The organism is Leclercia sp. LTM14 (genome assembly GCF_023736175.1).
Classification (GTDB): domain Bacteria; phylum Pseudomonadota; class Gammaproteobacteria; order Enterobacterales; family Enterobacteriaceae; genus Enterobacter; species Enterobacter barmai.
In genome coordinates this window covers 1-21,225 of the sequence record NZ_JAIKTT010000005.1, presented here as the reverse complement: position 1 = coordinate 21,225, position 21,225 = coordinate 1, and the positions used below count along the sequence as shown (strand labels likewise).

Sequence of the window (21,225 nt, the reverse complement as noted above, 5' to 3'; positions counted from 1 at the left end):
ATAGTATTTTCCCAAATTATAGAAAGGCTTATCTGGCGCTAAGTATGATATTTCGGGTGAGCCAGACGAAGCGCTCACCCTTTTGAACTAGCCGGTTTTCTTCAGGCAGGCGCTCATGAACTTATTACGGTCATCGCCTTTGAGCGATTGTTGCGTCGCCTGGGAGTTACATTCACGCATTCTTTGCTGTTGCGGCGTCAGGCTTTTTTCGTTGGGTTTAGAAGAGGCGTTTTTCAGGCAATCGCTCATGTAGGTCTTACGGGAGTCGCCTTTCAGCGCCTGGGCGGTCGCCTGTTGGTTGCAGGTAGTCATGCGTTGCTGCTGCGGGGTGAGCTGTTTATCCTGCGCCCCCGCCGGGGTGAGAGAAAACAGCCCAAGGAGCAGCGTGACCAGCAGTGTGATTTTCATAGCACTTTCCTTCTGTGAATGATCTCCTTAAGTCTGGTCCGTGTTGATAAAAAAACCACCCGGCGGGATATTTTCCCGTCGGGCAGCCAGTTTATATCAGCCCTGATGCGGCATCGCTCACCAACTGATAGCCACGGGCCTGAGCCTGCACGCGCCTGCCCCTTCGGCATAATTTCGTTCCGCGGTTATTTCGGAATCGACCATTCCGTCGCCAATCAGCAGAATAATATTTTGGGCTGGCTTATCATTTAATGACGCGCGAATTGCGGCGGTCTGAACTTCCGTCAAACGACGAGCCCCGCCGGGCCAGGTGATATCCCCTGGGCAGCACGATTATCAAGTACCGTAGTGGATGCGACATTTTCAGCATAAATAGTGGGGGTAAACAGCAGAGGGAGTAATGCAATATAAAATGCGCTCTGTTTCACTTATTTTCTCCATGGAGAAATACATGAAAAATAAAACAGAGCGACTACAGGCAACCGACGTGACGTTTCTATGACAATAACTTAAGTCAGATAACCGTTCAGCTGCGCGGGTGCCGTAGCAGCTTTTTTACGTATTGCTGCAGCATCTCGCTATCCTGGGCCGGTACCTCCGCATCTGGTCGGGCCTCATCCAGCGCGCCTTCAACGCTTTTGATCAACGCCTGCTGATCGCTTTGCGCCATCTGGCGTAACAGTGCGGTGACCACAATTTCCAGTGCCTCAACCTGAGCCACCAGCTCTTTTGACTCTTCTTCCTTTTCTGCCAGCTTCACCAACAACTCTGCAATGAGATTTTTCACAGCGCTATTTCCTTATCAGTTTTTTTCGACGTTATCATTATGTCTGATTCTTGCAAAGTGGGTAAAAGTACTATTTTTAAGCAAACCCCACATGCATCATAAAATAGTATCTCTGGGTGCGTGATAAGACGTGCTTTAAATTAAATTTAATTCTTTCTTAGCAGAATAATTAAAATGAAGAACCGCCATTTCACATTTATGATAATGGCGGTCAGATCACACTATATTATACAACAACATTAAAGACGCTTTGCCGCCTGAGTCCGGGCTTCCCGCAGGCGGCGCTGGCGCATCGCCCACGCCAGTTGCAGAATATTCACCAGCACCACCACCGCGGTGGCGGCAAATACCCAGCGGAATCCGGCCATCGCCGAAACCGCGGCCCCCATCAGCGGACCGGCCACGTTCCCCAGGTACATAAACGACTGGTTATAGCCGAAGATGCGCCCGGTGACCCGATCGCTGGAGTACTTGATCAGCAGGGTCTGCACGGCGGGCAGCATGGCGCCATCAGCAAAGCCGAGTAAAAAGCGCAGCACGCCAAGCTGCAACGGGGTGGTGACAAAGGACATGGCGAAAAAGAGCACCACCGCCACGATAAGCGTCGCCATCAGAATACGGCCCGTGCCGATGCGATCCCCGAGCTTGCCCAGCCGTGGAGCGGACATTAACGCAGAAATCCCCGGCACGGCGGCAATCATCCCGCTGAGGAAGGCAATATTGTTACTCTCGGGCGCCATCGACTGAATAAACAGGGCGAGGATCGGCCCCACCGAGCCGTTGCAGAGCTGGATCACCATGGTGGTGACGAACAGGCTGATCATCAGCCCCGGATAAGGGAGCGAGGCAAACACCGCCTTGCCGCTCAGTCGCTCCGCCTTGCTCACGGTCGGGCGCGCCCCTCTTTAATCAGAAACAGCGTCACCAGAAAACTGATCACCAGCAGGACGGCGGTGATGACGAACACCGCGCGCAACCCCACGTGGTCTGCCAGGAATCCGCCCATCAGCGGACCGCCAATCACCCCGCTGATCTGCGCCGTCGACAGAGTGCTGATGGCCCAGCCGCTACGCTCCCGGGGCACCTGGGAGGCCACCAGCGCCATCGCATTCGGAATATAGCCGGAGGTGAGCCCCATCAGGGCGCGCAGCAGGAACAGCTGCCAGACGTTAGTGGCAAACGCCTGCAGCAGGATGGCAATCGCCATCCCCAGCGAGGCGCGCAGCAGCATCAGCTTGCGCCCTTTGCGATCCGCGAGGCTGCCCCACATGGGCGAGACGATGGCCGACACCAGAAACGTGACGCTGAAGACCAGTCCTGACCACATCGACAGCGCCTCATGGGACGAGACGCCAAGCTGAGACACATACAGCGGCAAAAACGGCAAAATCTGACTGATGGCAAGGCCGGTGAAAAAACAACCAAACCAGACCGAGATGAGGTTAACCTTCCACGATTCCATAGGCGGGTACTGTCTTCATATTACGTAAATTCGTTATCAGATTAGCAAGTTACGTTGCGCCGTTAGTTGTCAGAGATGCGCCTGACGCGACTTCGGTGTTTTATCTTCCCAGTCATCATATTTGTGAAATATGTCACATATTTTCGCCTTTTTGCTGGTGATTTATGCTTTGCGGGCAGTAGCCAAAACCGCGCATCCCCAGGTGAAAATGGTTGGCGTGGGCGGCGTTGTAATCCGGGCCGAGGGCATTGCCGAAGTAGCCGCAGCTGGCGCTGAGCAGCGCCCGCAGCCAGGGTTCGGTTCGGGCGTTCTTCCAGCCGCGCAGGACCGAAATTCGCTGACCGTTTTCCAGGGTAAATCCGCTGATGTCCAGCGCCTCGGCGGTGGCATGCTCGCTGCGCCGGGCGTTGGGACGGTGATAGATGTTCCGGCAGGCAAAACTGCCGAAATGGTCGATACGCGAAAGGCTGCTTCCCATCAGGCTTTGGGTCAGCGGCCGGGCCTGTTGATCAACGAACAGCGCCGTACTGAGCGCCAGCGGGCAGCTGGCCAGAAAGCTGCTGCTGAGGCTGACGTGACCAAAACTGCGCACCCGCACCACGTCGCTCAACGGACACTCTCCCGTGCTGTCGGCCACTGCCTGGGTGCGGATCAGCTGGCGCGCATTGGCCTGAGCCAGCAGCACGTCACAATGCTCGGGCGTCAGGCGACGGAGCTTAAACTGGGTCAGGGTGCCGGGGGGATCGTCGAGGGTGAGCGGCGCAAAAGGATTGTAATAAGACGGCAGCCAGCGATAGCCCGCCACAGCCGCAACAATCAGTATCAGACAGATAATCAGGCTTTTTCCTTTCACTCACCCCCCTTTGCGATGTGTCAAAAACATTATGGCAGAAGGCGGCGAATCCCGCCGGGCATCGTGATATGGTAAGCGTTTTGAGTCAGAGTGGATGAACGAAGTGATGGCGAAGTTGCGGGTAGGTATTGTCTTTGGGGGAAAATCAGCAGAGCACGAAGTGTCGCTGCAATCGGCCAAAAATATCGTTAACGCGATTGATAAGAGCCGCTTTGAAGTCGTGCTGTTGGGTATTGATAAACAGGGCCAGTGGCACATTAACGACGAGCAGGGCTATCTGCTTAATGCTGACGATCCGGCGCGCATTGCGTTGAACCCGTCTGAAATCAGCGTTGCCACCGTACCGGGCGTAGTGCAGGGCCAGCTGATCGACGCCGGCACCGGCCAGACGCTTTCACAGCTCGACGTTATCTTCCCGATTGTCCACGGCACGCTGGGCGAAGATGGCTCCCTGCAGGGGATGCTGCGCATGGCCAACCTGCCGTTCGTCGGCTCCGATGTGCTCGGTTCCGCCGCCTGTATGGATAAAGACGTCACCAAACGCCTGCTGCGCGATGCCGGGCTGAACGTGGCGCCGTTTGTCACCCTCACCCGCGCCAACCGCGAGCAACACACCTTTGCCGATCTCAGCGCCCGCTTTGGCCTGCCGCTGTTCGTCAAGCCGGCTAACCAGGGCTCTTCCGTTGGCGTCAGCAAGGTGAACAGCGAAGCGCAGTTCAGCGAAGCGGTGCGTCTGGCGTTCACCTTCGATCACAAAGTGGTGGTTGAGCAGGGAATTAAAGGGCGTGAGATTGAGTGTGCGGTGCTGGGCAATGATTTTCCGCAGGCCAGCACCTGCGGCGAAGTGGTGCTGAACAGCGAGTTCTACTCTTACGACACCAAATACATCGATGACAAGGGCGCACAGGTGGTGGTCCCTGCGGCGCTGGATGCTGAGGTTAACGACGCGATCCGCGCGATTGCCATCGAAGCGTATCAGGCCCTGGGCTGCCGCGGCATGGCGCGCGTCGACGTCTTCTTAACGGCGGATAACAGCGTGGTGATCAACGAGATCAACACCCTGCCCGGCTTCACCAACATCAGCATGTACCCGAAACTGTGGCAGGCCAGTGGCCTGAGCTATCCGGATTTAATCACCCGCCTGATTGAACTGGCGCTGGAGCGACATGCCGCTGACAGCGCGCTGCAGATTTCAGTGAACGGTTAATCCGCGTCGTTCGCCGTCGTCTCTTCCGGGCGGCGGCGAATGATAAACCCGGCCAGCCAGAAGCTGACCACCCAGGTCACCAACCCCACCGCATAGGTTTGCCAGCCCTTCGCTTCGAAGCCCAGCAGTCCTACCACCCCATTCAAAATAAAGATCAGCCCAATAGCAAAAGCATAGAAGTGCCAGTCACGGCGAATTTTGGCAGGCAGTTTCATGGTCGCTCCAGAAGAAAAAATCTATCCTCGCACAGTTTTGTCGCCAGGTCTGCGGCGTATGCGGAAAATCTGAAATGAGAGTGAATTTCACTTAAGTAAAAAATCTGTGATGCGCGGCAGAAATTGGTAAACCAGGAGAATTCCCCAGGCCAAATTACCATCATTCCGATATTGACAACGGCAATGTGCTGTCAAACTTGACGTGTACAACAGGCACATAGCCAGGCAGAACACTCGGAGGTATTTATGGCAGACTTCACTATGCCGAAGCCCATCTTCAGCACCAGACAACCCAAAACCTCCACGGCGGGTAATATTGCTTACGCGCTGTTTGTGCTGTTCTGCTTCTGGGCAGGTTCGCAATTGCTGAACATTCTGGTGCATGCACCAGGGGTCTACGAACATCTGATGCAGGTCGAAGACAGCGGCCGCCCGCGGGTTGAAATTGGCCTGGGCGTCGGCACCGTCTTCGGACTGATCCCCTTCCTTGTCGGTCTGGTAGTGTTAGGCGCCGTTGCCGTCGTGGTGCGCTGGCGCCGCTACCGTTAATTCAGCGCCATACATTTCGCCCGGCGATCGTCAACGCGCTGGGCAAACCAGGCCGTGGTCAGATTGCGGGTGATTTTCGGACTCTCAAGCTGGATCCCCGGTAGCATCGCTCTCGGTAACGTCTTTCCGCTCTTCTGCTCCGCCAGTTTATACACCCGCTCATACAGTTCAGTTTTCTCAAACGCCAGGCTGTCGCCCTTTCTCAGCTGCTGACGAATTTCGCTCTCGCTCATATCCAGCTTGCTGGCCAGCTTGCGCACCGCCAGCTCCGTCTTCCCTGCCTCGTTGCTGCCATAGACAATCAGGTCGCCATCCAGCGCCAGCTTCACGCCGCTGGCGCGGCTGACGGCATTCTGGAACGCTGCATTGCGGCTGGCATACCAGCCAGCGTTAAAGTCAGCAAAGCGGTAGAGCGGCACCGTATAGCTGGTGGGGTAGTTCAGCAGATGGTAGGTGCCAAACCAGAGTCCGCCGCGCAGGGAGAAGACCTCCTGGCGAACCGTGTTTTCGATTTTCCACGGATAGCCGTCGGTATGCTTTTCAGCAAAGGCGATACTCACCTGCATTGGCCCGCCGGTATGCACCGGGTTAAGCGAGCCAAACAGGGTCTGCCCCATTGGCACCGTACCGATCATGTCATCGAAGATGGCGCTCAGCTGCTTCTCGGTTTTCACTGCATCCAGCCGCTCGCTGTAGCTTTTGCCGTTCGGGGAGGTGATTTTCAAAGCGGTATGCACCAGGAACGTCGGGATATGCAGCTTTTCGGCGCGCCGGTCGATCTCTTTCCAGGCGATTTTGTTCAGCCCGGGCACCGCCGGGTCGGACTGATAGAGCGACTCCTGCTGCGCCACCGCCAGCACCGAGCAGATGTTCTCCTCGGTGGGGGCGATCTTCTGGCTCTCAAAGGTTTTCGCCAGCGCCGAGGCCCACTGGTCCCGGTCTTTTACCGTGGCAGGCATTTTTTGCCGCACCACGCTTGCCACGTCGACGGGCTTTTCGCCCTTTTTCAGCGGCGCCGCCCCTTTCTCAGCACACCCGGCCAGCACCAGGACGGCAAGCAGCGAAAGGGGTAACGCGCGCGGTACGGTAAAAGACATAGACACTCCCTGTATTAACCTAACGTATGGGTAACTTCCTGTAGATCCTGACCGTCCAGCTCACGTTCAAAACTGCGTAAACGTTTATAGATGGACATCAGCCCCACCAGCGTGGTCCACGAGCTGATCAGATACTGGAACGAGCCGCGTACCTGACCGAACACGTTAGTGATTTGCGTCATCAGACCGAGCGTAATGGTACCGGCCACAATCGACGGGAACAGCAGGAACAAACCGAAAACGTTATCCACCTGCAGATAGAGAATGCGGGCAATGTTGAAGTACATGTAGTGGAAATAGAGACGGAAGTAGTTCCGGCGCACCGCGCCGAACAGCTCGCGCACCGTTGGCGGCGAGGCGCGGCTGGCATCATCTTCGCCATAGACCAGCTCTTTACGGTAGGCCGCTTCGACGCGCTGGTTTTTAAACTCCAGCCCCGGCAGCTTGATCCCGACCACCGCCAGCAGACCGGTCCCCATCAGCGACCAGACAATCGCGGCGATCACCAGGCCATACGGCAGATGGCCGACAATCGGCAGGTCCGGCACGTGTGCCGACAGGGTCACCAGCACCGGCAGGAAGGCGATCAGGGTCATGATAGCGTTGATAAAACTCACGCCCATATCCTCCAGGGTGGAGGCAAAGCGCATGGTGTCTTCCTGCACACGCTGGGCGGCACCTTCGATATGGCGCAGCTGCTGCCAGTGGGCCATATAGTGTTCGTTCATCGCGGTACGCCAGCGGAACACGTAGTGGCTGACGAAGAAGTTATTCATCACGCCGATAATTACAGCGATCAGCGCGATGCCAAGGAAAATGCCCACTTCGTGATAAAACTGGTTGATGGTGACCTTATGCGGCGAGCTGAGCGCGGTCTGGATCAGGTCATAGAACGGGGCATACCAGGCGTTGACCGCCACCCCCACTTCCACCAGAAACCAGGTGACGAAGATAATCAGCGCGGTGCCAAGAATCGACCAGTACTGCCAGCGGTGCGGCGAGTAAATAAACCAGAACAGGGCAAACGCCCCGACGCAGATCGCATAGTAGGCATAAAAGAGCAGGTAGCTGCGCGACCAGAAACGCGCCGCGCTGATGGGTACATCGCCGGTAGCGCCAGCCAGACGCTCAATCCAGGCCCCACCACCCGCCTGCCAGAAAATGACTGCGATCAGAGCCCAAATAAAGGCCGAGAGAAAAAAGGGTCCCGGTTTTGGGAAAAACGACTTAAACATAACGCTTCCTTCTGGTTGTTATCTTTACTGCTGTGCACGACGGATTATCAGACCTGTCGGCCTGGTTTTAGTTCGCCGTCACCCGCCACCCGGGCGGAAAAGTGAATGAATCTGACAGGTATCATAAGCGCAATGTCACAAAACATGAGATCGGTAATCACGAAATTGTTCGTATTTACCCATGGTTACGTTTTTCACGCTATCGTTATGCTGTTCAGGCCTTTGCAATACGCCGATTAGTAGTATAAATACGCATACTTTTTTCATTCATTTCATGGATACTTTCGTTGAAACGTTGTCTGTTCCTCTCCGCCGCGCTGTATGCGGCCAGCCTCACCAGCGTGCAGGCTGTCGAGCCGATCGCCGATCCGGCTTTTGCCTCTGATGTGGTTGATCGCTACGCAAATCATATTTTTTACGGCAGTGGCGCAACGGGGATGGCTCTGGTAGCGATTGACGGCAACCAGCGCGTGTTCCGCAGCTTTGGCGAAACGCGCCCGGGCAACAACGTTCACCCGCAGCTGGATTCGGTGGTGCGCATCGCCTCCCTGACCAAGTTAATGACCAGCGAGATGCTGGTAAAACTGCTCGATCAGGGCGTGGTCAGGCTCAACGATCCGTTAAGTAAATATGCCCCGCCGGGGGCTCGCGTGCCGACCTATCAGGGCGCGCCGATTACGCTCGTTAACCTCGCTACCCACACCAGCGCCCTGCCGCGCGAACAGCCGGGCGGCGCGGCGCATCGTCCGGTCTTCGTCTGGCCCACCCGGGATCAGCGCTGGAACTGGCTGTCGACGGCGACCCTGAAATCGACGCCGGGCACGCAGGCCGCCTACTCCAACCTGGCGTTTGACCTGCTGGCCGACGCGCTGGGCAACGCCGCCGGCAAGCCCTATGCGCAGCTGTTCGAAGAGCAGATCACCCGTCCGCTGGGGATGAAAGACACCACCTTTACCCCCTCCCCCGATCAGTGCAAACGCCTGATGGTGGCGGAAAAAGGGGCCAGCCCGTGTAACAACACTCTGGCCGCAGTGGGCAGCGGCGGGGTTTACTCCACGCCGGGGGACATGATGCGCTGGATGCAGCAGTTCCTCTCCTCGGATTTCTATTCGCGCAGCAACCAGGCCGACAGAATGCAGACCCTGATCTATCAGCGCAGCCAGTTAACGCGGGTGATCGGGATGGATGTGCCGGGCCGCGCGGACGCGCTGGGCCTTGGCTGGGTCTATATGTCGCCGAAAAACGGTCGTCCGGGGATTATCCAGAAAACCGGCGGTGGCGGCGGATTCATCACCTATATGGCGATGATCCCGCAGTCTAACGTGGGGGTATTCGTGGTGGTGACGCGCTCGCCGCTCACGCGTTTCGTCAACATGAGCGACGGCGTTAACCAGCTAGTGGTGGAGTTGAGCGAGAACAAACCGCAGGTTATTCCGGCATCCTGAGGCTTAATATTCAGCGGGCAAATGGTTGATACCGATCAGTTTGCCCCTTTCCATCATGATGTAGTTCCCCTGCCGCAGCGCCGCCAGCACTTCTGCCACCACCGAACGCGAAATGCGCGTGCGGCGCTGAATGTAGTTCATCACCCCCACCCGCATCCGCAGTCCCTCGTCCCACTGGGCCATGTCCAGCAGCGTGGAGCGGATCTGGCTGTAGGAGTTATTGCCTACCAGCTGTTTATCGCGGATCTCCATCATGCGGTGGTGCCAGGAGAGCCAGCAGAAGGCGTCGGACCACAGTCCGGCCTGTTGAATCAGCTGGCGGGCACTCGCCGCAGGCAGCCAGAAACCGGTACAGGGCGATTGCGTCACCAGCAGATATTCGGTGCTGCAGCCCATCATGCCGGCATTGAGCCCGAAGATATAAGGCGCGGCAACAATCTCTATCAGCAGGTCGTCCTGCTGACGATGAATACTGAGCGTGCCCGACTGCAGCACCACTGCGTTGTCATTTTCTCGATCGCCCTCCCCGAAGAGAGGATGCATTGCGGGAAGTTTGAATGGCGTGCTGTGCGACGCCAGGCAATGTTCAAGTCGGGAGAACTCAGAAATGGGTTTTGCATAACGGTTCATGAGGCCTCAGGTCATCCTTAACTGAGCTAAAAAACGGGGAGGCAAGCCTCCCCGCATCAGACGTATTACCAGGTGTATTTCACACCCAGGTTTGCGCCCCAGTTCTGATCGACATCACCCCCACCCAGGTAAGTCGCATCAGTGTAAGCACTGAAGTGTTTGGTGAAGCTGAACTGCGTCCCCAGCCCCACGCGAACCGCAGAGCCTTTCACGCCGTTGTCGATGTTGTCGCCGTTCACGCGCGCATCTTCACCGGCATCATCATAGACGTACGCCAGTTTGAAGAACGGCGTCAGCGCCTGATCGTCGCCATAACCGAAGGTGTAACCCGCGTCGAAACCGGCCTCATAACGCATGCTGTCGTAAGACTGGCTGCCCACGCGCATATCGTTGCTCAGACGGTAGTCGTCGCCAGACTGGAACAGCCCGGAGATAGCCGCGTACGGTGTCAGGTAACCGGCCGTGTTCGGTTTCCAGTCGTAGCCCAGCTTCAGGCCAAAGCCCCAGGCATCGGTCGTGGTGTTGCCATCGACGTACTTGCCATCACTCATGGTCGCAGAGAGATCGTTATTGAAGCGCGAGTAGCTCAGGGAGCTGTCGAGGAAGATAGCGTTCTCAAAGCGCGCCGCGGAGTAGACCATGGCGGTCTGGCTGTCCTGATCCACCTGGCCGGTACGATCGCTCATATCGCCTTTGGCAAAGCCCGCTGCCGCACCGAAGATCCAGTCGGCGTTGTTGCCATCAATCCAGGTATCGAGACCCACCATGATGCCGCTGACGTCCTGATCGTAGTGGATCGTGCCGTTATCGCCGTCGAAGTTACCGCCGACAAGGCTTACCCACGCGCCGCCGTTGTCCTTCAGGCCGTGACGGCTGTTGGTCAGACGGGTAGAGAGCGCATCCTGCTGCAGATGCCAGATATTGGTGTTGGCTGATGGAATGCTCAGGGCCATGTTGGCGTAATCGGTCAGACGCTCCTGATGCAGCACCACGGTGTCGCCCTGCTGCTGCGCCTGGTAAGTGTAAGCACCGAGATCCGCTTTATTGGCCGCGGTAAAGCTAAACCGGGTATCCGCGTTGTTGTCGTAAACGCGAACGATCTCGTTATTGTTATAGTCGGCAACTGAACCCGCCCCGGTCGCGTTATCCAGACGCACGTTGTAGTTACCGGAGACTTCACCGTTCACCGCCAGATGCCCGTCAGAATTGAGGGCAATCACCCCGTAATCGTACTCAGCATGGTGGATATCGTCAGAGACATAGCGGGCGTTGTTCAGATCGGAATTGAACACGTAATCGCGGCTGGCAACGTTGAGCACGCCGCCGTCGGTCAGCACCATTTTGTGGGTATCCACCTGGCCCAGACCCAGCGCCAGTTCAGCCTGGTTATCAACGGTAATGGTGTTGGCGTACAGCCCGGCGGTTTCCTGAGTCAGGGTAAGCCGGCTGGCGCTGTCGAGATACAGGCTGTCGGTCGCCACGTCACCGGAATCGCCGATGTTCATCGACGAGCGGTTGGTCAGGGTGATGCTGTCAGCCAGCAGGCCGGAGCTCTCGACGTTAACCTGCGAGCGGTTGTTAACGGTCAGGGTATCGATGTTGGACTGCTTACGGGTATCCCACTCTGAGCCGTTATCCAGCACGACGTTGAACAGACCGCTCTGGTAAACCTGATTACCCACCAGATGGCCGTTGCTGTTGAACGTTGAGGCTGGCCAGATGCTGTTTGGCGACAGCGCACGCCAGTCGACGCTGCTGTAGCCCTGACCGTACATCTGACCCGGCCCGATCGCCTCCACGCTGGAGACCGCCGCGCCGACCCATTTGCTGCCGTTGGTCAGGGTCAGATCCAGTTTGTCGGTACCGTCCCAGCCGTTGGTGGTCGGGTTGTAGACGCCGTCGGCGGTGGTATCGGTGGCCGGATCGCCATTCGGATAGAAGTTGTTGTCGAAGGTGCTGGTGAACAGCACATCGCCGGTCAGGGTGGAGCGATCGAAGTTCGCCGTGGTGCGCATGGCGTTATCCGCGCTGCTGGCGGTGACGATCAGCGCCGCATCATCCGAGGCCGTGGCGTTGTTTTCGCCGTAATCGCTCGGTTTTGCCGACTGACCATAAAAACCGCTGGTGCCCAGGTCGCTGTAGGCGCCTGAGGTGACGACAGAATCTTTCACCTGCAGGGTGTTGGTAAAGACGTGGCCGTTGTCCTCAATGCCGGTGACCGCGTCATACGGGGTGTTGTCCAGCTGGTGATAGCCCTGGGTCAGGGTGATACCGGCCACGCGGGAGTTGTTCTGAATAACAATGTCCGACTCAACGTCGAGGGTGATGGCATTACCCAGCGCGTAGGTATCCCAGTAGGTGGTGGTCGTGCTGCTGCCGCTTACCACGTCGTAAGCGTAATGCTCATAGGTATCGTTGATGGTGGTATTGTCCACCGTCAGCGCAAAACGGTCGTACTGCTGGTGCGTCGTGCCGTCTGAATTCAGGCCGCTGGCACATTCAGTGGTCATGCACTTCGAGGTGATCATCCCGTTAATGGTGCTGTTGGAAATAGACAGCGCGTTGGCACGACCGCCCGCGCCGTCGTCCAGGTAGTACGTTGAAATCACGCCGTTCACCGTGGACTTGTTGATGACAGGATAGATATCGCCATCGTGTGCCGCGGAAGAGTCATTCCAGTCGGAATATCCATTATACCAGGCCGAGGTGGCGGTATTATCGTAACCAAAGGTGTTGTAAGTAGTATCAGAAATATCCTTTGCATTGGCCTGAGAAGCGATAGCCAGCGTGCAGGCTAATGCAAGTTGAGATACAACAAATTTCTTTTTCCATGTTTGCATTGGGTCATCCCTCCTCAGGGACGTAAGCAAGTTTGTCCGTAAATACAGTGCAAATATATTGCGAGGCGAATTATGCAGTCTCGAAAGAAAATAGTTCAATGAATGCGGCAATTAAGTCCGGAAACAGACAAAATAACCACAGCACTTTTTAAAATACAAAAATAATAAAAAACAACTTTAATTACAGTATGTTATATATATTCGAAAGAAAAATAAGGCGAGGCGAAAGATCATTGTTAATTATAAAATAAAAGAAAATAAGAGATAAAATAAATAAATAACAACCAGCAACTAACAGCATCAGCAAGGCAAGTTGAGATATTACCTGGATTCACTATATCCATGGCCCTGTAATTAATGCTCGCCGATAAAGCGTAAACTTATTTCAGGCGGAAAAACATATAAAGCAAAAATAATGCCGATTTTACCGCTGCGCACTCTGTGGCCAAAACGACAACTTTAGTAAAACAGTCTGCGCGCATTTCGGTTACACTGCCTCTCTTTGATTCACCGACTTCAGGCATATCATGACCGATTTAATTGCTCGTCCCCGTCGCCTGCGCAAAACCCCGGCGTTGCGCGCATTATTTGAAGAGACAACCCTGTCCTTAAACGATCTGGTGTTGCCAATTTTTGTTGAAGAAGAGATCGACGACTACAAAGCCATCGATGCCATGCCGGGCGTGATGCGCATTCCTGAGAAGCACCTGGCGCGCGAAATTGAACGCATTGCCAACGCGGGCATCCGCTCAATCATGACCTTCGGCATCTCCCACCATACCGACGCCACCGGCAGCGATGCCTGGAAAGAGGACGGTCTGGTGGCGCGTATGTCGCGCATCGCCAAACAGACCGTACCGGAAATGATCGTCATGTCCGATACCTGCTTCTGCGAATACACCTCCCACGGCCACTGCGGCGTGCTGTGCGATCACGGCGTGGACAACGACGCGACCCTGCTCAACCTGGGCAAACAGGCGGTCGTGGCAGCCGCAGCGGGCGCTGACTTTATCGCCCCCTCCGCGGCGATGGACGGCCAGGTTCAGGCCATTCGCCAGGCGCTGGACGCCGCCGGTTTCACCGACACGGCGATCATGTCCTACTCCACCAAATTCGCCTCCTCCTTCTACGGCCCGTTCCGTGAAGCAGCCGGTACCGCGCTGAAGGGCGATCGCAAAACCTACCAGATGAACCCGCTGAACCGCCGGGAAGCGATCCGTGAATCGCTCCTCGACGAAGCCCAGGGCGCTGACTGCCTGATGGTTAAACCGGCTGGTGCCTATCTGGACATCCTGCGCGACATTCGCGAGCGCACCGAACTGCCGCTGGGCGCGTATCAGGTGAGCGGTGAGTACGCGATGATCAAGTTCGCCGCGAAGGCGGGTGCGATCGACGAAGAGAAAGTGATCCTCGAAAGTCTGGGTGCGATCAAACGCGCGGGCGCGGATCTGATCTTCAGCTACTTCGCGCTGGATCTGGCCGAGAAGAAAATTCTGCGTTAACCGCCAGTGCCGGGTGGGGCTTCGCCCTGCCCGGCCTGCGACAAACCTTCACCACACTGCAATACCACCGACATCTGGCGCTTCTACTGTCTTCGCAGAACAGGAGGAGGAGCCACCATGTTTAGTCTCGACAGCGTTCTCGATGACCTTTGGCCGCAGGCGAAACCTGCACCCTGGCAAAAAAGCCTGTTAAAGAAGCTCTTACACGAAGAAGAATTTCAGCAGTTTGCCGCCGACCACCGTCACCTGAAAGGGCTCGATATGGTGGAACAGGTTCTGGAACATCTTGATATCCTCTGCGCCATTCCGGCTCACGACCTCGAACAAATTCCCGCTCACGGTCCGCTGATTGTTATCGCTAACCACCCCACCGGGACGCTGGACGGCCTGGCGCTGCTGTATGCCATCTCCCGGGTGCGCCGGGACGTGAAAGTTGTCACCAACCGCATGCTGAGCCACCTGGAGCCGCTAAGCTCGCTGTTTATCCCGGTGGATAATATGGGCGGACGCACGGCGAAGTCGTCGTTCACCCTGATGGAACAGCACCTGCAAAACGCCGGGGTGCTGATCTTCTTCCCGGCCGGGGAAGTCTCCCGCCCGACGCGCACCGGGATCCGCGATAAAAAGTGGCACCCCGGCTTTATCAAGCTGGCGGGCAAATTCCGCGCGCCGCTGCTGCCGGTGAACATCCACGCCCGCAACAGCCTGCTGTTTTATGCCAGCACCCTGCTCTCGCCGCAGCTGTCGATGCTTCTGCTGATGCAGCAGATGTTTCGCCGTCGCCACTGCCGCCTGCCGGTGAAAATCGGCCAGCAGATCGGCTGGAGCCACTGGTATAGCCCGACCCTTTCAGCCCGGGAGATGGCCGAACAGTGCCGCCAGCATGTGTTGCGTCTCGGCAAGGGGCTGTCAGGCGTGTTCAAAACCGAATCCGCCATTGCCCGCCCGGAAGATCGGGCCACCCTGAAGCGCGCCCTGACGCAGGCGGAGTGTCTGGGGACAACCGCCGATGGCAAAACCATCTATCTGTGGCAGCGCAACGGCCAGGAAGAGGCGCCGATCCTGCGCGAGCTGGGTCGCCTGCGGGAGATCGCTTTTCGCGCGGTGGGGGAAGGCAGCGGAAAGCGGCGCGATACCGATCGCTATGACGATGACTATCTGCACCTGATTTTATGGGATGACGAGGATCTGGAGATCGTCGGTGCCTACCGCTTTATGCCGGGTGCCTTAAAGGGACGGGAGGCGCTCTACAGCCACAGCCTGTTTCACTACGATGACGAGATGCAGGCGATCCTCGATCACGGGATTGAACTGGGGCGCAGCTTTATTCAGCCGCGCTACTGGGGACGTCGCGGCCTCGACTATCTGTGGTCGGGGATTGGAGCCTATCTGGCGCGCTACCCGCACTATCGCTACCTGTTCGGGCCGGTCTCCATCTCCGGTGGATTACCGCCTGCGGCTCGGGATCTGCTGGTCGCCTTTTACCGGCTGTGGTTCCCGGCTACCCATCCGCTGGCGACCTCCCGCCGCCCGTATCCCGCCTCGTTGCCCGACGTGCTGGCGCAGTTTGGCGGCGAAGATTACGTGGAAGACCTCACCCGCCTGAAATCGCTGCTGGGCAACCTGGGATGCGGCATTCCGCCGCTCTATAAACAGTATTCCGAGCTGTGCGAGCCCGGCGGCGTGCAGTTTATCGATTTTGGCAGCGACCCGGCGTTCAACAACTGCATCGACGGCCTGGTGCTGGTGGATCTCTGTTACCTGAAAGCCAGCCGGTACCAGCGGTATATTGGGGCACATTTGTAGGTGTTGATGTCTCGTAGGCCGGGTAAGCGCAGCGCCACCCGGCAAAAACAGCGCACATTTGTCACGCCCGGTGGCGGCGACGCCTTACCGGGCCTACGGGAACTGGAAGGGAGAGGGGACAGTCAGGTACCGTACAGGTTTTCTCCCTCGCCCCTTTGGGGAGAGGGTCGGGGAGGGAGTCAGCCCGCACGGAAGAAAGGCTTATCCCCTAAAATCGTCGCCCGGTGCATAATCCGTCGCTGCGGCAAATAATCGGCATTGGCGTAATGCTGCGTCACCCGATTATCCCAGATCGCCAGATCGTTCTGCTGCCAGCGCCAGCGCACCTGGAATTCCGGCTTAGTGACATGCGCAAACAGGAACGTTAGCAGCGCATCGCTCTCTTTCTCGTTCAGATCCACAATCCGCGTGGTGAAACCTTCGTTGACGAACAGCGCCTGCTTGCCGCTCACCGGATGGGTGCGCACCACCGGGTGCAGCAGGGGCGGGTGTTTGGCCACTGCCTCCAGCCAGCGCTGATGCTCCTCTTCGGTTTTACGGTACTTATACTCCTGGAACGATTTCTTAAAATCGTGCTCCGCCCGCAGGCCGCTCAGCAGCTGACGGAACGGCGCGGATAACGCCTCAAACGCCGCAATCCCGCTGGTCCACAGGGTATCGCCCCCGCTCTCCGGCAGCAGTTTTGCCACCAGAATCGCCCCGGCGGGCGGGGTCTCGATAAAGGTGACATCGGTGTGCCAGTTGTCGTTGTCCGGCGGATTATCGTTGTGGGTATCCAGGACGATAATCTCCTCTACCCCCTCGGCATGGGGATAGACCGGGTGGATATGCAGATCGCCAAACCGCTGCGCCAGCGCCCGCTGCTGCTGAGGCGTCACCGCCTGCTCGCGCAGGAACACCACCTGATGGCGCAGCACCGCGTGATAGAGCTGCTCAAACTGGTTATCGCTTAATGGCCGGGTCACATCCAGGCCGGAAATCTGCGCCCCAATGTACGGCCCCAGCGGGGTAATGGTCAGACGTTCACTCATTGTATCTCTCCATGCCAGGGAGTCAGGCGGCGCTGAAGCGCGCGCAGCCCCAGTTCTAATCCGAAGGCGATCACGGCGATCGCCGCGATCCCTGCCAGCACCACGTCCGTCGCCAGGAACTCCCCCGCCGACTGGACCATAAACCCTAACCCGCGGGTGGCGGCGATGAGCTCAGCCGCCACCAGCGTCGACCAGCCAACCCCAAGGCCGATGCGCAGACCGGTAAGAATTTCCGGCAGCGCGCCGGGTAAAATCACAAACCACAGCACCTGGGCACGGCTGGCACCCAGCGACTGCGCCGCACGGATCCGCACCTGCTGGGCGCTTTTGACCCCGGCCACCGCCGACATCGCCACCGGGGCAAAAATCGCCAGGTAGATGAGCAGGATCTTCGAGGTCTCGCCGATGCCAAACCAGATCACCATCAGCGGCAGATAGGCCAGCGGCGGCACCGGGCGGTATAGCTCAATCAGCGGATCGAGAATGCCGCGCACCGTCGGGCTTAAGCCCATCGCAATGCCCACCGGGATCCCGACGATCACCGCCGCCAGCAGGGCCACCAGAATGCGCCCCAGGCTGGCCGCCAGATGCTGCCACAGGGTGGCATCCATAAAACCTTGCGGACCGGCGATGGTGAACAGCTTCACCAGCACCTGGCCCGGCGGCGGCAGGAACAGCGGGCTGACCCACTGGGCCGCCGCTACCGCCCACCACACCGCCAGCAGCACCAGCAGGGTACTGAGGCTGAGGGTCAACTGGCGGGAAAGGGGCCAGCGCAGGGTCAGGCGTTTGCGCGCCGTTTTGTCATTCACCACAATGCTCATGAGAAGGCCTCCCGCTGCTCAAAGACGCGGCTCAGCACGTATTCGCGCCGGGCAATAAAATCGGGATCGGACTTGATGCTGCGCACCGGCTCCCCCGCCACAAAGCGGCGGGCAAAATTGAGCGGCAGGCGCTCCAGCACCCTTCCAGGCCCCGGCGACAGCAGCACCAGTTCGGTAGCCATAAACACCGCTTCTTCGATGTCATGGGTGATCAGCAGCACCTGCTTGCCGGTCTCGTGCCACAGGCGCAGGAGCAGGGTTTGCATCTGTTCCCGGGTGAAGGCATCCAGCGCCCCGAAGGGTTCATCCAGCAGCAACAGCTGCGGATTAGCCGCCAGCGCCCGGGCAATACCGACGCGCTGACGTTGTCCGCCGGAGAGCTGCCAGATAAAGCGTTTTTCCGCCCCCTCCAGCCCCACCTTTTTCAGCATGTCCCGGGCGATCGCCAGCCGCTCTTCCCGTCCGGTGCCCGCCAGCTGCAGGCCAAAGGCGACGTTCTCCTGCACGTTACGCCACGGCAGCAGCCCTTCGTTCTGGAAGACCACGCCGCGCTCCGCGCCGGGGCCCTCCACCTTTTTTCCTTCCAGCTGAATGGTGCCGTGCTGATAAGGTACAAACCCGGCGATCAGATTCAGCAGCGTGGTCTTGCCGCAGCCGGACGGGCCGAGCACCACCAGCAGCTCGCCGCTATCCAGCGTCAGGTTGATATCCTCCAGCGCAGGCTTGCCAGCGTAATCGGCAGACAGATTTGTAATATTCAGCATCCGGCCCCCCTTATTTCACGAAGCGAACGGTCACGTACTGGCTGTAATCTGCCGCCACCGCGGGCACTTTGCCCTGCTCTTTCAGGAACCCGGCGGTATCGACAATCGCTTTATTCACCGGCCCGGAGAGCTGCTGCACCTGCTGGGCAGGCGTCAGATAGGTGTTGCCCTTCACCAGACCCGGCACGTCGGCTTCCGGCACGCCGCTCAGACGGGCGAGCTTCTCCAGGTTGGCGGGCTGTTTCAGCCACTCATCCGGATTAGCGATGTAGGGCTGCTGGGCGTCGATGGCGCTTTTGGCGAAGGCTTTAACTACCTCCGGGTGCTTCTCAGCGAAGTCTTTACGCACCACCCACACATCGAGGGTTGGCGAGCCCCACTGGCCGACCTGGGCGGAGTCAGTCAGCACGCTGCCGTCTTTTTCCAGCTCGTTGACCGCAGGAGACCAGACATACGCCCCGTCAATATCGCCACGCTGCCAGGCGGCAATAATCGCTGGCGGTTGCAGGTTGATGATTTCCACCTGACCCGGCTTGATCCCCCAGTGTTTCAGGGCGGCGAGCAGGCTGTAATGGGTGGTGGAGATAAACGGCACCGCGATGCGTTTGCCGATCAGATCTTCGGGTTTGGTGATGTTTTTCTTCACTACCAGCGCTTCGGAATTCCCGAGCTGCGAGGCCAGAAGGAAAACTTCAATCGGCACCTGCTGGCTGGCGGCGACCGCCAGCGGGCTGGAGCCGAGGTTGCCAATCTGCACGTCGCCTGAGGCCAGGGCCCGCACGATGGCTGCGCCGCTATCGAACTTACGCCAGTCCACTTTGGCGCCGCTGGTTTTCTCGAAGGTCTTGTCCGCCTGGGCCACTTTGGCGGGCTCAGCGGAGGTCTGATACGCGACGGTGACGTCCACCGCCTGCGCCTGAAATGCCCACAGCGCAAGGGCGCCAAGTAAGGTGATACGCGATGAAATTGCCATGGTGTCTGCTACCGTAGTTGTTATGGAGGCAGTATTTCCGGCGGCGGTATTTTGATAAAGGAATTAAAAAGCATCGTTAATGCCGAATCGTTTTTAGAAAAAAAGTGGCAATAGATAGTGAATTTTGTGCGGTCTGCATTGCCCGGCGGCGCGGTCGGCCCCCTCTCCCTTGAGGGAGAGGGTTGGGGTGAGGGGTAGCATGCTACACCGGTGGTGGTTCCGTTCACTTCCAGTCCATTGCTTCTCTGTTACAACCGAACCCGTGAACGTGCCAGGGTGGCTCAATCGCCACCACCCTGGCTACCCGGGCTACCGGCAAGAAAATCGCCGCTTCGCGATTCCCTCAGCTTATTCCCTCCGGCTATCGGGTCGGGCACCAGCCTGCATCCCTGCAGGCTATGCCCTCTCGGCGCGTCCATGCGCCTCGCCCCGGCCTGCGGGAAACGCTTCGGCGATTTTCAGCCGGACCAGGTGTTGCTGTGAGTCGGTAAATGACTCAAGCATTTTCATCTCTTTTCGTGGGTTAATTTAAGGGGATTGTTCCCTCGTCTGTTCTGAGCCAGCGTGGCATTTTTAGCGTATCGGCATAGAAGCTGACCAGCTCATAAAGCAGATCCTTGATGACTCTTTCGGCTTCAGATGGGAATGCACCGCTCATCAGATGCCGAGTCAGCTCCTGACAGTAACGGCCCAGTTGATCGGGTTCAGGGTCGAAGGCGGGCAGGCGTGTCGGTAAATCGTCTACGGTCAGGCTCGCTTTTAAATAGTCCGGCACGGGCTCCAGCAGCGTGGGTTGCAGCAGGGCCAGACAGGCGGAAAGTCGTCCGTAAAGGGCGAGTTTTTCAGTGGGAAGATCACATTCAACCAGCGCATCCATAAAGCGTTCGCAGTTGTCCGCCAGTTCGGTAAAAGACGTGCTGTGATTGAAGGGCAGGGTAAGTAATGCGTGAGTGTGGTTTAGGGTCGTAGCCATAAAGGCAGCCTCCGATGAATGATTTAATTAACCACCACCAGAGAGGTCAATCTCATGGGTGGCGGACTAAGCAGAGTTGACCTTACCGGCTTCATCGGATACCGGCGCACCTTGCGATGCCCCTACTCAGCCCACCATTGAGATGTAGCAGAGCGTACGACGCATCATTATACGTCGCCGATGAAGAAAGCAGGAGGTCAATCCCGACGCCTGATTTTGCAGACGCGTAAAAAAGATACCGCCATATCCATTCTATGTGAAGGGCTATTCCCGGAAGCAGCCTCGCAAAACAAGAAATTACCGCGATGAAAATGCCTCTCAGGCACAGATGTCCCAGCGGCACCCTGGTCCGGCTGAAAATCGCTGAGGCGTTGACTGGAGGCCGGGGCGAGGCGCATGGATGCGCCGAGAGGGGCGACCTACAGGGATGTAGGATCGACCCCGACCCGACAGCCGCAAGTCATTAGCCGAAGGGACCGCGAAGCGGCGATTTTCTTTGCCGGGAGCCGGGGTGGTCAGGGGGGCGGCGGTGCACTGAACCCCAGATCCTGGACACCAGATTCCGGAATCTGGAGGTCCAGAACGATGAAACATCCTTTTCATATCAGACTTGCGGCTGTACAG

Annotated in this window: 18 protein-coding genes and 2 pseudogenes; 5 read left to right on the top strand and 15 right to left on the bottom strand. The window is 57.8% G+C overall.

Going from position 1 to position 21,225, the window contains the following annotated elements; genetic code table 11:
* Positions 1-87 precede the first annotated feature (87 nt).
* The 5 genes and pseudogenes from psiF to K5I40_RS12405 form a co-directional block, all read right to left on the bottom strand.
* Positions 88-408: a phosphate starvation-inducible protein PsiF gene (gene psiF / locus K5I40_RS12425; protein ID WP_039031469.1), complete on the bottom strand. Its 321-nt coding sequence runs from the start codon at positions 406-408 to the stop codon at positions 88-90.
* A gap of 153 nt (positions 409-561) precedes the next feature.
* A pseudogene (locus K5I40_RS12420) lies at positions 562-836 on the bottom strand (alkaline phosphatase); the annotation flags it as partial.
* A gap of 98 nt (positions 837-934) precedes the next feature.
* The gene (gene iraP / locus K5I40_RS12415) at positions 935-1,195 is read right to left on the bottom strand and encodes an anti-adapter protein IraP (RefSeq protein ID WP_039031467.1); all 261 of its coding nucleotides are present in this window, start codon (positions 1,193-1,195) and stop codon (positions 935-937) included.
* A gap of 239 nt (positions 1,196-1,434) precedes the next feature.
* Positions 1,435-2,657 (bottom strand): annotated as a pseudogene (locus K5I40_RS12410) (multidrug efflux MFS transporter).
* Positions 2,658-2,790: 133 nt separating this feature from the next.
* On the bottom strand, positions 2,791-3,510 hold the full coding sequence (locus tag K5I40_RS12405) for an extensin family protein (RefSeq protein ID WP_223074647.1): 720 nt from the start codon (positions 3,508-3,510) through the stop codon (positions 2,791-2,793).
* 106 nt (positions 3,511-3,616) lie between these two features.
* Here K5I40_RS12405 and ddlA point away from each other — a divergent pair, with 106 nt between their 5' ends.
* The gene (gene ddlA / locus K5I40_RS12400; protein WP_039031483.1) at positions 3,617-4,717 is read left to right on the top strand and encodes a D-alanine--D-alanine ligase; all 1,101 of its coding nucleotides are present in this window, start codon (positions 3,617-3,619) and stop codon (positions 4,715-4,717) included.
* On the opposite strand, the gene K5I40_RS12395 is transcribed toward ddlA, so the two are convergent.
* Positions 4,714-4,932, bottom strand: a complete 219-nt coding sequence (locus K5I40_RS12395) for a DUF2754 domain-containing protein (protein ID WP_039031465.1) — start codon at positions 4,930-4,932, stop codon at positions 4,714-4,716. The genes ddlA and K5I40_RS12395 overlap by 4 nt on opposite strands.
* A gap of 246 nt (positions 4,933-5,178) precedes the next feature.
* On the opposite strand from K5I40_RS12395, the gene K5I40_RS12390 reads away from it, so the two are divergent.
* On the top strand, positions 5,179-5,481 hold the full coding sequence (locus K5I40_RS12390; RefSeq protein ID WP_039031464.1) for a DUF2755 family protein: 303 nt from the start codon (positions 5,179-5,181) through the stop codon (positions 5,479-5,481).
* On the opposite strand, the gene K5I40_RS12385 is transcribed toward K5I40_RS12390, so the two are convergent.
* Both K5I40_RS12385 and sbmA read right to left on the bottom strand, forming a co-directional pair.
* Positions 5,478-6,578 (bottom strand): DUF1615 domain-containing protein, encoded by a 1,101-nt coding sequence (locus tag K5I40_RS12385; RefSeq protein ID WP_138370644.1) that lies wholly within the window; start codon positions 6,576-6,578, stop codon positions 5,478-5,480. The genes K5I40_RS12390 and K5I40_RS12385 overlap by 4 nt on opposite strands.
* A gap of 14 nt (positions 6,579-6,592) precedes the next feature.
* Positions 6,593-7,813 carry a peptide antibiotic transporter SbmA gene (gene sbmA, locus K5I40_RS12380; RefSeq protein ID WP_251931022.1) on the bottom strand — a complete coding sequence of 407 codons (1,221 nt, stop codon included), beginning with the start codon at positions 7,811-7,813 and terminating at the stop codon, positions 6,593-6,595.
* A gap of 287 nt (positions 7,814-8,100) precedes the next feature.
* Between sbmA and ampH the strand changes: the two genes are divergently transcribed.
* Positions 8,101-9,258 (top strand): D-alanyl-D-alanine-carboxypeptidase/endopeptidase AmpH, encoded by a 1,158-nt coding sequence (gene ampH, locus K5I40_RS12375; RefSeq protein ID WP_039031461.1) that lies wholly within the window; start codon positions 8,101-8,103, stop codon positions 9,256-9,258.
* Between the two features lie 3 nt (positions 9,259-9,261).
* Here the strand turns inward: ampH and K5I40_RS12370 are convergent, their stop codons facing one another.
* Both K5I40_RS12370 and K5I40_RS12365 read right to left on the bottom strand, forming a co-directional pair.
* Positions 9,262-9,888: a helix-turn-helix domain-containing protein gene (locus K5I40_RS12370; protein ID WP_039031460.1), complete on the bottom strand. Its 627-nt coding sequence runs from the start codon at positions 9,886-9,888 to the stop codon at positions 9,262-9,264.
* 65 nt (positions 9,889-9,953) lie between these two features.
* Positions 9,954-12,728 carry an autotransporter outer membrane beta-barrel domain-containing protein gene (locus K5I40_RS12365; protein WP_223074645.1) on the bottom strand — a complete coding sequence of 925 codons (2,775 nt, stop codon included), beginning with the start codon at positions 12,726-12,728 and terminating at the stop codon, positions 9,954-9,956.
* A 527-nt stretch (positions 12,729-13,255) separates the two neighbouring features.
* Between K5I40_RS12365 and hemB the strand changes: the two genes are divergently transcribed.
* Together hemB and K5I40_RS12355 are read left to right on the top strand one after the other, a co-directional pair.
* On the top strand, positions 13,256-14,230 hold the full coding sequence (hemB, locus tag K5I40_RS12360) for a porphobilinogen synthase (RefSeq protein ID WP_039031458.1): 975 nt from the start codon (positions 13,256-13,258) through the stop codon (positions 14,228-14,230).
* Between the two features lie 117 nt (positions 14,231-14,347).
* Positions 14,348-16,036 (top strand): lysophospholipid acyltransferase family protein, encoded by a 1,689-nt coding sequence (locus tag K5I40_RS12355; protein WP_223074644.1) that lies wholly within the window; start codon positions 14,348-14,350, stop codon positions 16,034-16,036.
* Positions 16,037-16,215: 179 nt separating this feature from the next.
* Here the strand turns inward: K5I40_RS12355 and tauD are convergent, their stop codons facing one another.
* The 5 genes from tauD to K5I40_RS12330 form a co-directional block, all read right to left on the bottom strand.
* A complete protein-coding gene (gene tauD / locus K5I40_RS12350; RefSeq protein ID WP_223074643.1) occupies positions 16,216-17,067 on the bottom strand; it encodes a taurine dioxygenase in 852 nt (283 codons plus the stop codon).
* Positions 17,064-17,891, bottom strand: a complete 828-nt coding sequence (gene tauC / locus K5I40_RS12345) for a taurine ABC transporter permease TauC (RefSeq protein ID WP_039032433.1) — start codon at positions 17,889-17,891, stop codon at positions 17,064-17,066. The genes tauD and tauC overlap by 4 nt, the downstream gene beginning before the upstream one ends.
* Positions 17,888-18,655, bottom strand: a complete 768-nt coding sequence (tauB, locus tag K5I40_RS12340; RefSeq protein ID WP_039032434.1) for a taurine ABC transporter ATP-binding subunit — start codon at positions 18,653-18,655, stop codon at positions 17,888-17,890. Before tauB ends, tauC begins: the two co-directional genes overlap by 4 nt.
* 10 nt (positions 18,656-18,665) lie before the next feature.
* Entirely contained in the window at positions 18,666-19,628 is a 963-nt protein-coding gene (tauA, locus tag K5I40_RS12335; RefSeq protein WP_223074642.1) for a taurine ABC transporter substrate-binding protein, read from the bottom strand.
* Between the two features lie 523 nt (positions 19,629-20,151).
* Entirely contained in the window at positions 20,152-20,601 is a 450-nt protein-coding gene (locus K5I40_RS12330; protein WP_223074641.1) for a hypothetical protein, read from the bottom strand.
* Positions 20,602-21,225: the final 624 nt, after the last annotated feature.

Coding starts and splice junctions, on each gene's coding strand:
- tauB (WP_039032434.1), bottom strand. CDS start 18,655: ATGCTGAATATTACAAATCTGTCTGCCGATTACGCTGGCAAGCCTGCG.
- K5I40_RS12330 (WP_223074641.1), bottom strand. CDS start 20,601: ATGGCTACGACCCTAAACCACACTCACGCATTACTTACCCTGCCCTTC.
- K5I40_RS12385 (WP_138370644.1), bottom strand. CDS start 6,578: ATGTCTTTTACCGTACCGCGCGCGTTACCCCTTTCGCTGCTTGCCGTC.
- psiF (WP_039031469.1), bottom strand. CDS start 408: ATGAAAATCACACTGCTGGTCACGCTGCTCCTTGGGCTGTTTTCTCTC.
- hemB (WP_039031458.1), top strand. CDS start 13,256: ATGACCGATTTAATTGCTCGTCCCCGTCGCCTGCGCAAAACCCCGGCG.
- ddlA (WP_039031483.1), top strand. CDS start 3,617: ATGGCGAAGTTGCGGGTAGGTATTGTCTTTGGGGGAAAATCAGCAGAG.
- tauC (WP_039032433.1), bottom strand. CDS start 17,891: ATGAGCATTGTGGTGAATGACAAAACGGCGCGCAAACGCCTGACCCTG.
- tauD (WP_223074643.1), bottom strand. CDS start 17,067: ATGAGTGAACGTCTGACCATTACCCCGCTGGGGCCGTACATTGGGGCG.
- K5I40_RS12370 (WP_039031460.1), bottom strand. CDS start 9,888: ATGAACCGTTATGCAAAACCCATTTCTGAGTTCTCCCGACTTGAACAT.
- K5I40_RS12365 (WP_223074645.1), bottom strand. CDS start 12,728: ATGCAAACATGGAAAAAGAAATTTGTTGTATCTCAACTTGCATTAGCC.
- tauA (WP_223074642.1), bottom strand. CDS start 19,628: ATGGCAATTTCATCGCGTATCACCTTACTTGGCGCCCTTGCGCTGTGG.
- sbmA (WP_251931022.1), bottom strand. CDS start 7,813: ATGTTTAAGTCGTTTTTCCCAAAACCGGGACCCTTTTTTCTCTCGGCC.
- K5I40_RS12355 (WP_223074644.1), top strand. CDS start 14,348: ATGTTTAGTCTCGACAGCGTTCTCGATGACCTTTGGCCGCAGGCGAAA.
- K5I40_RS12390 (WP_039031464.1), top strand. CDS start 5,179: ATGGCAGACTTCACTATGCCGAAGCCCATCTTCAGCACCAGACAACCC.
- K5I40_RS12395 (WP_039031465.1), bottom strand. CDS start 4,932: ATGAAACTGCCTGCCAAAATTCGCCGTGACTGGCACTTCTATGCTTTT.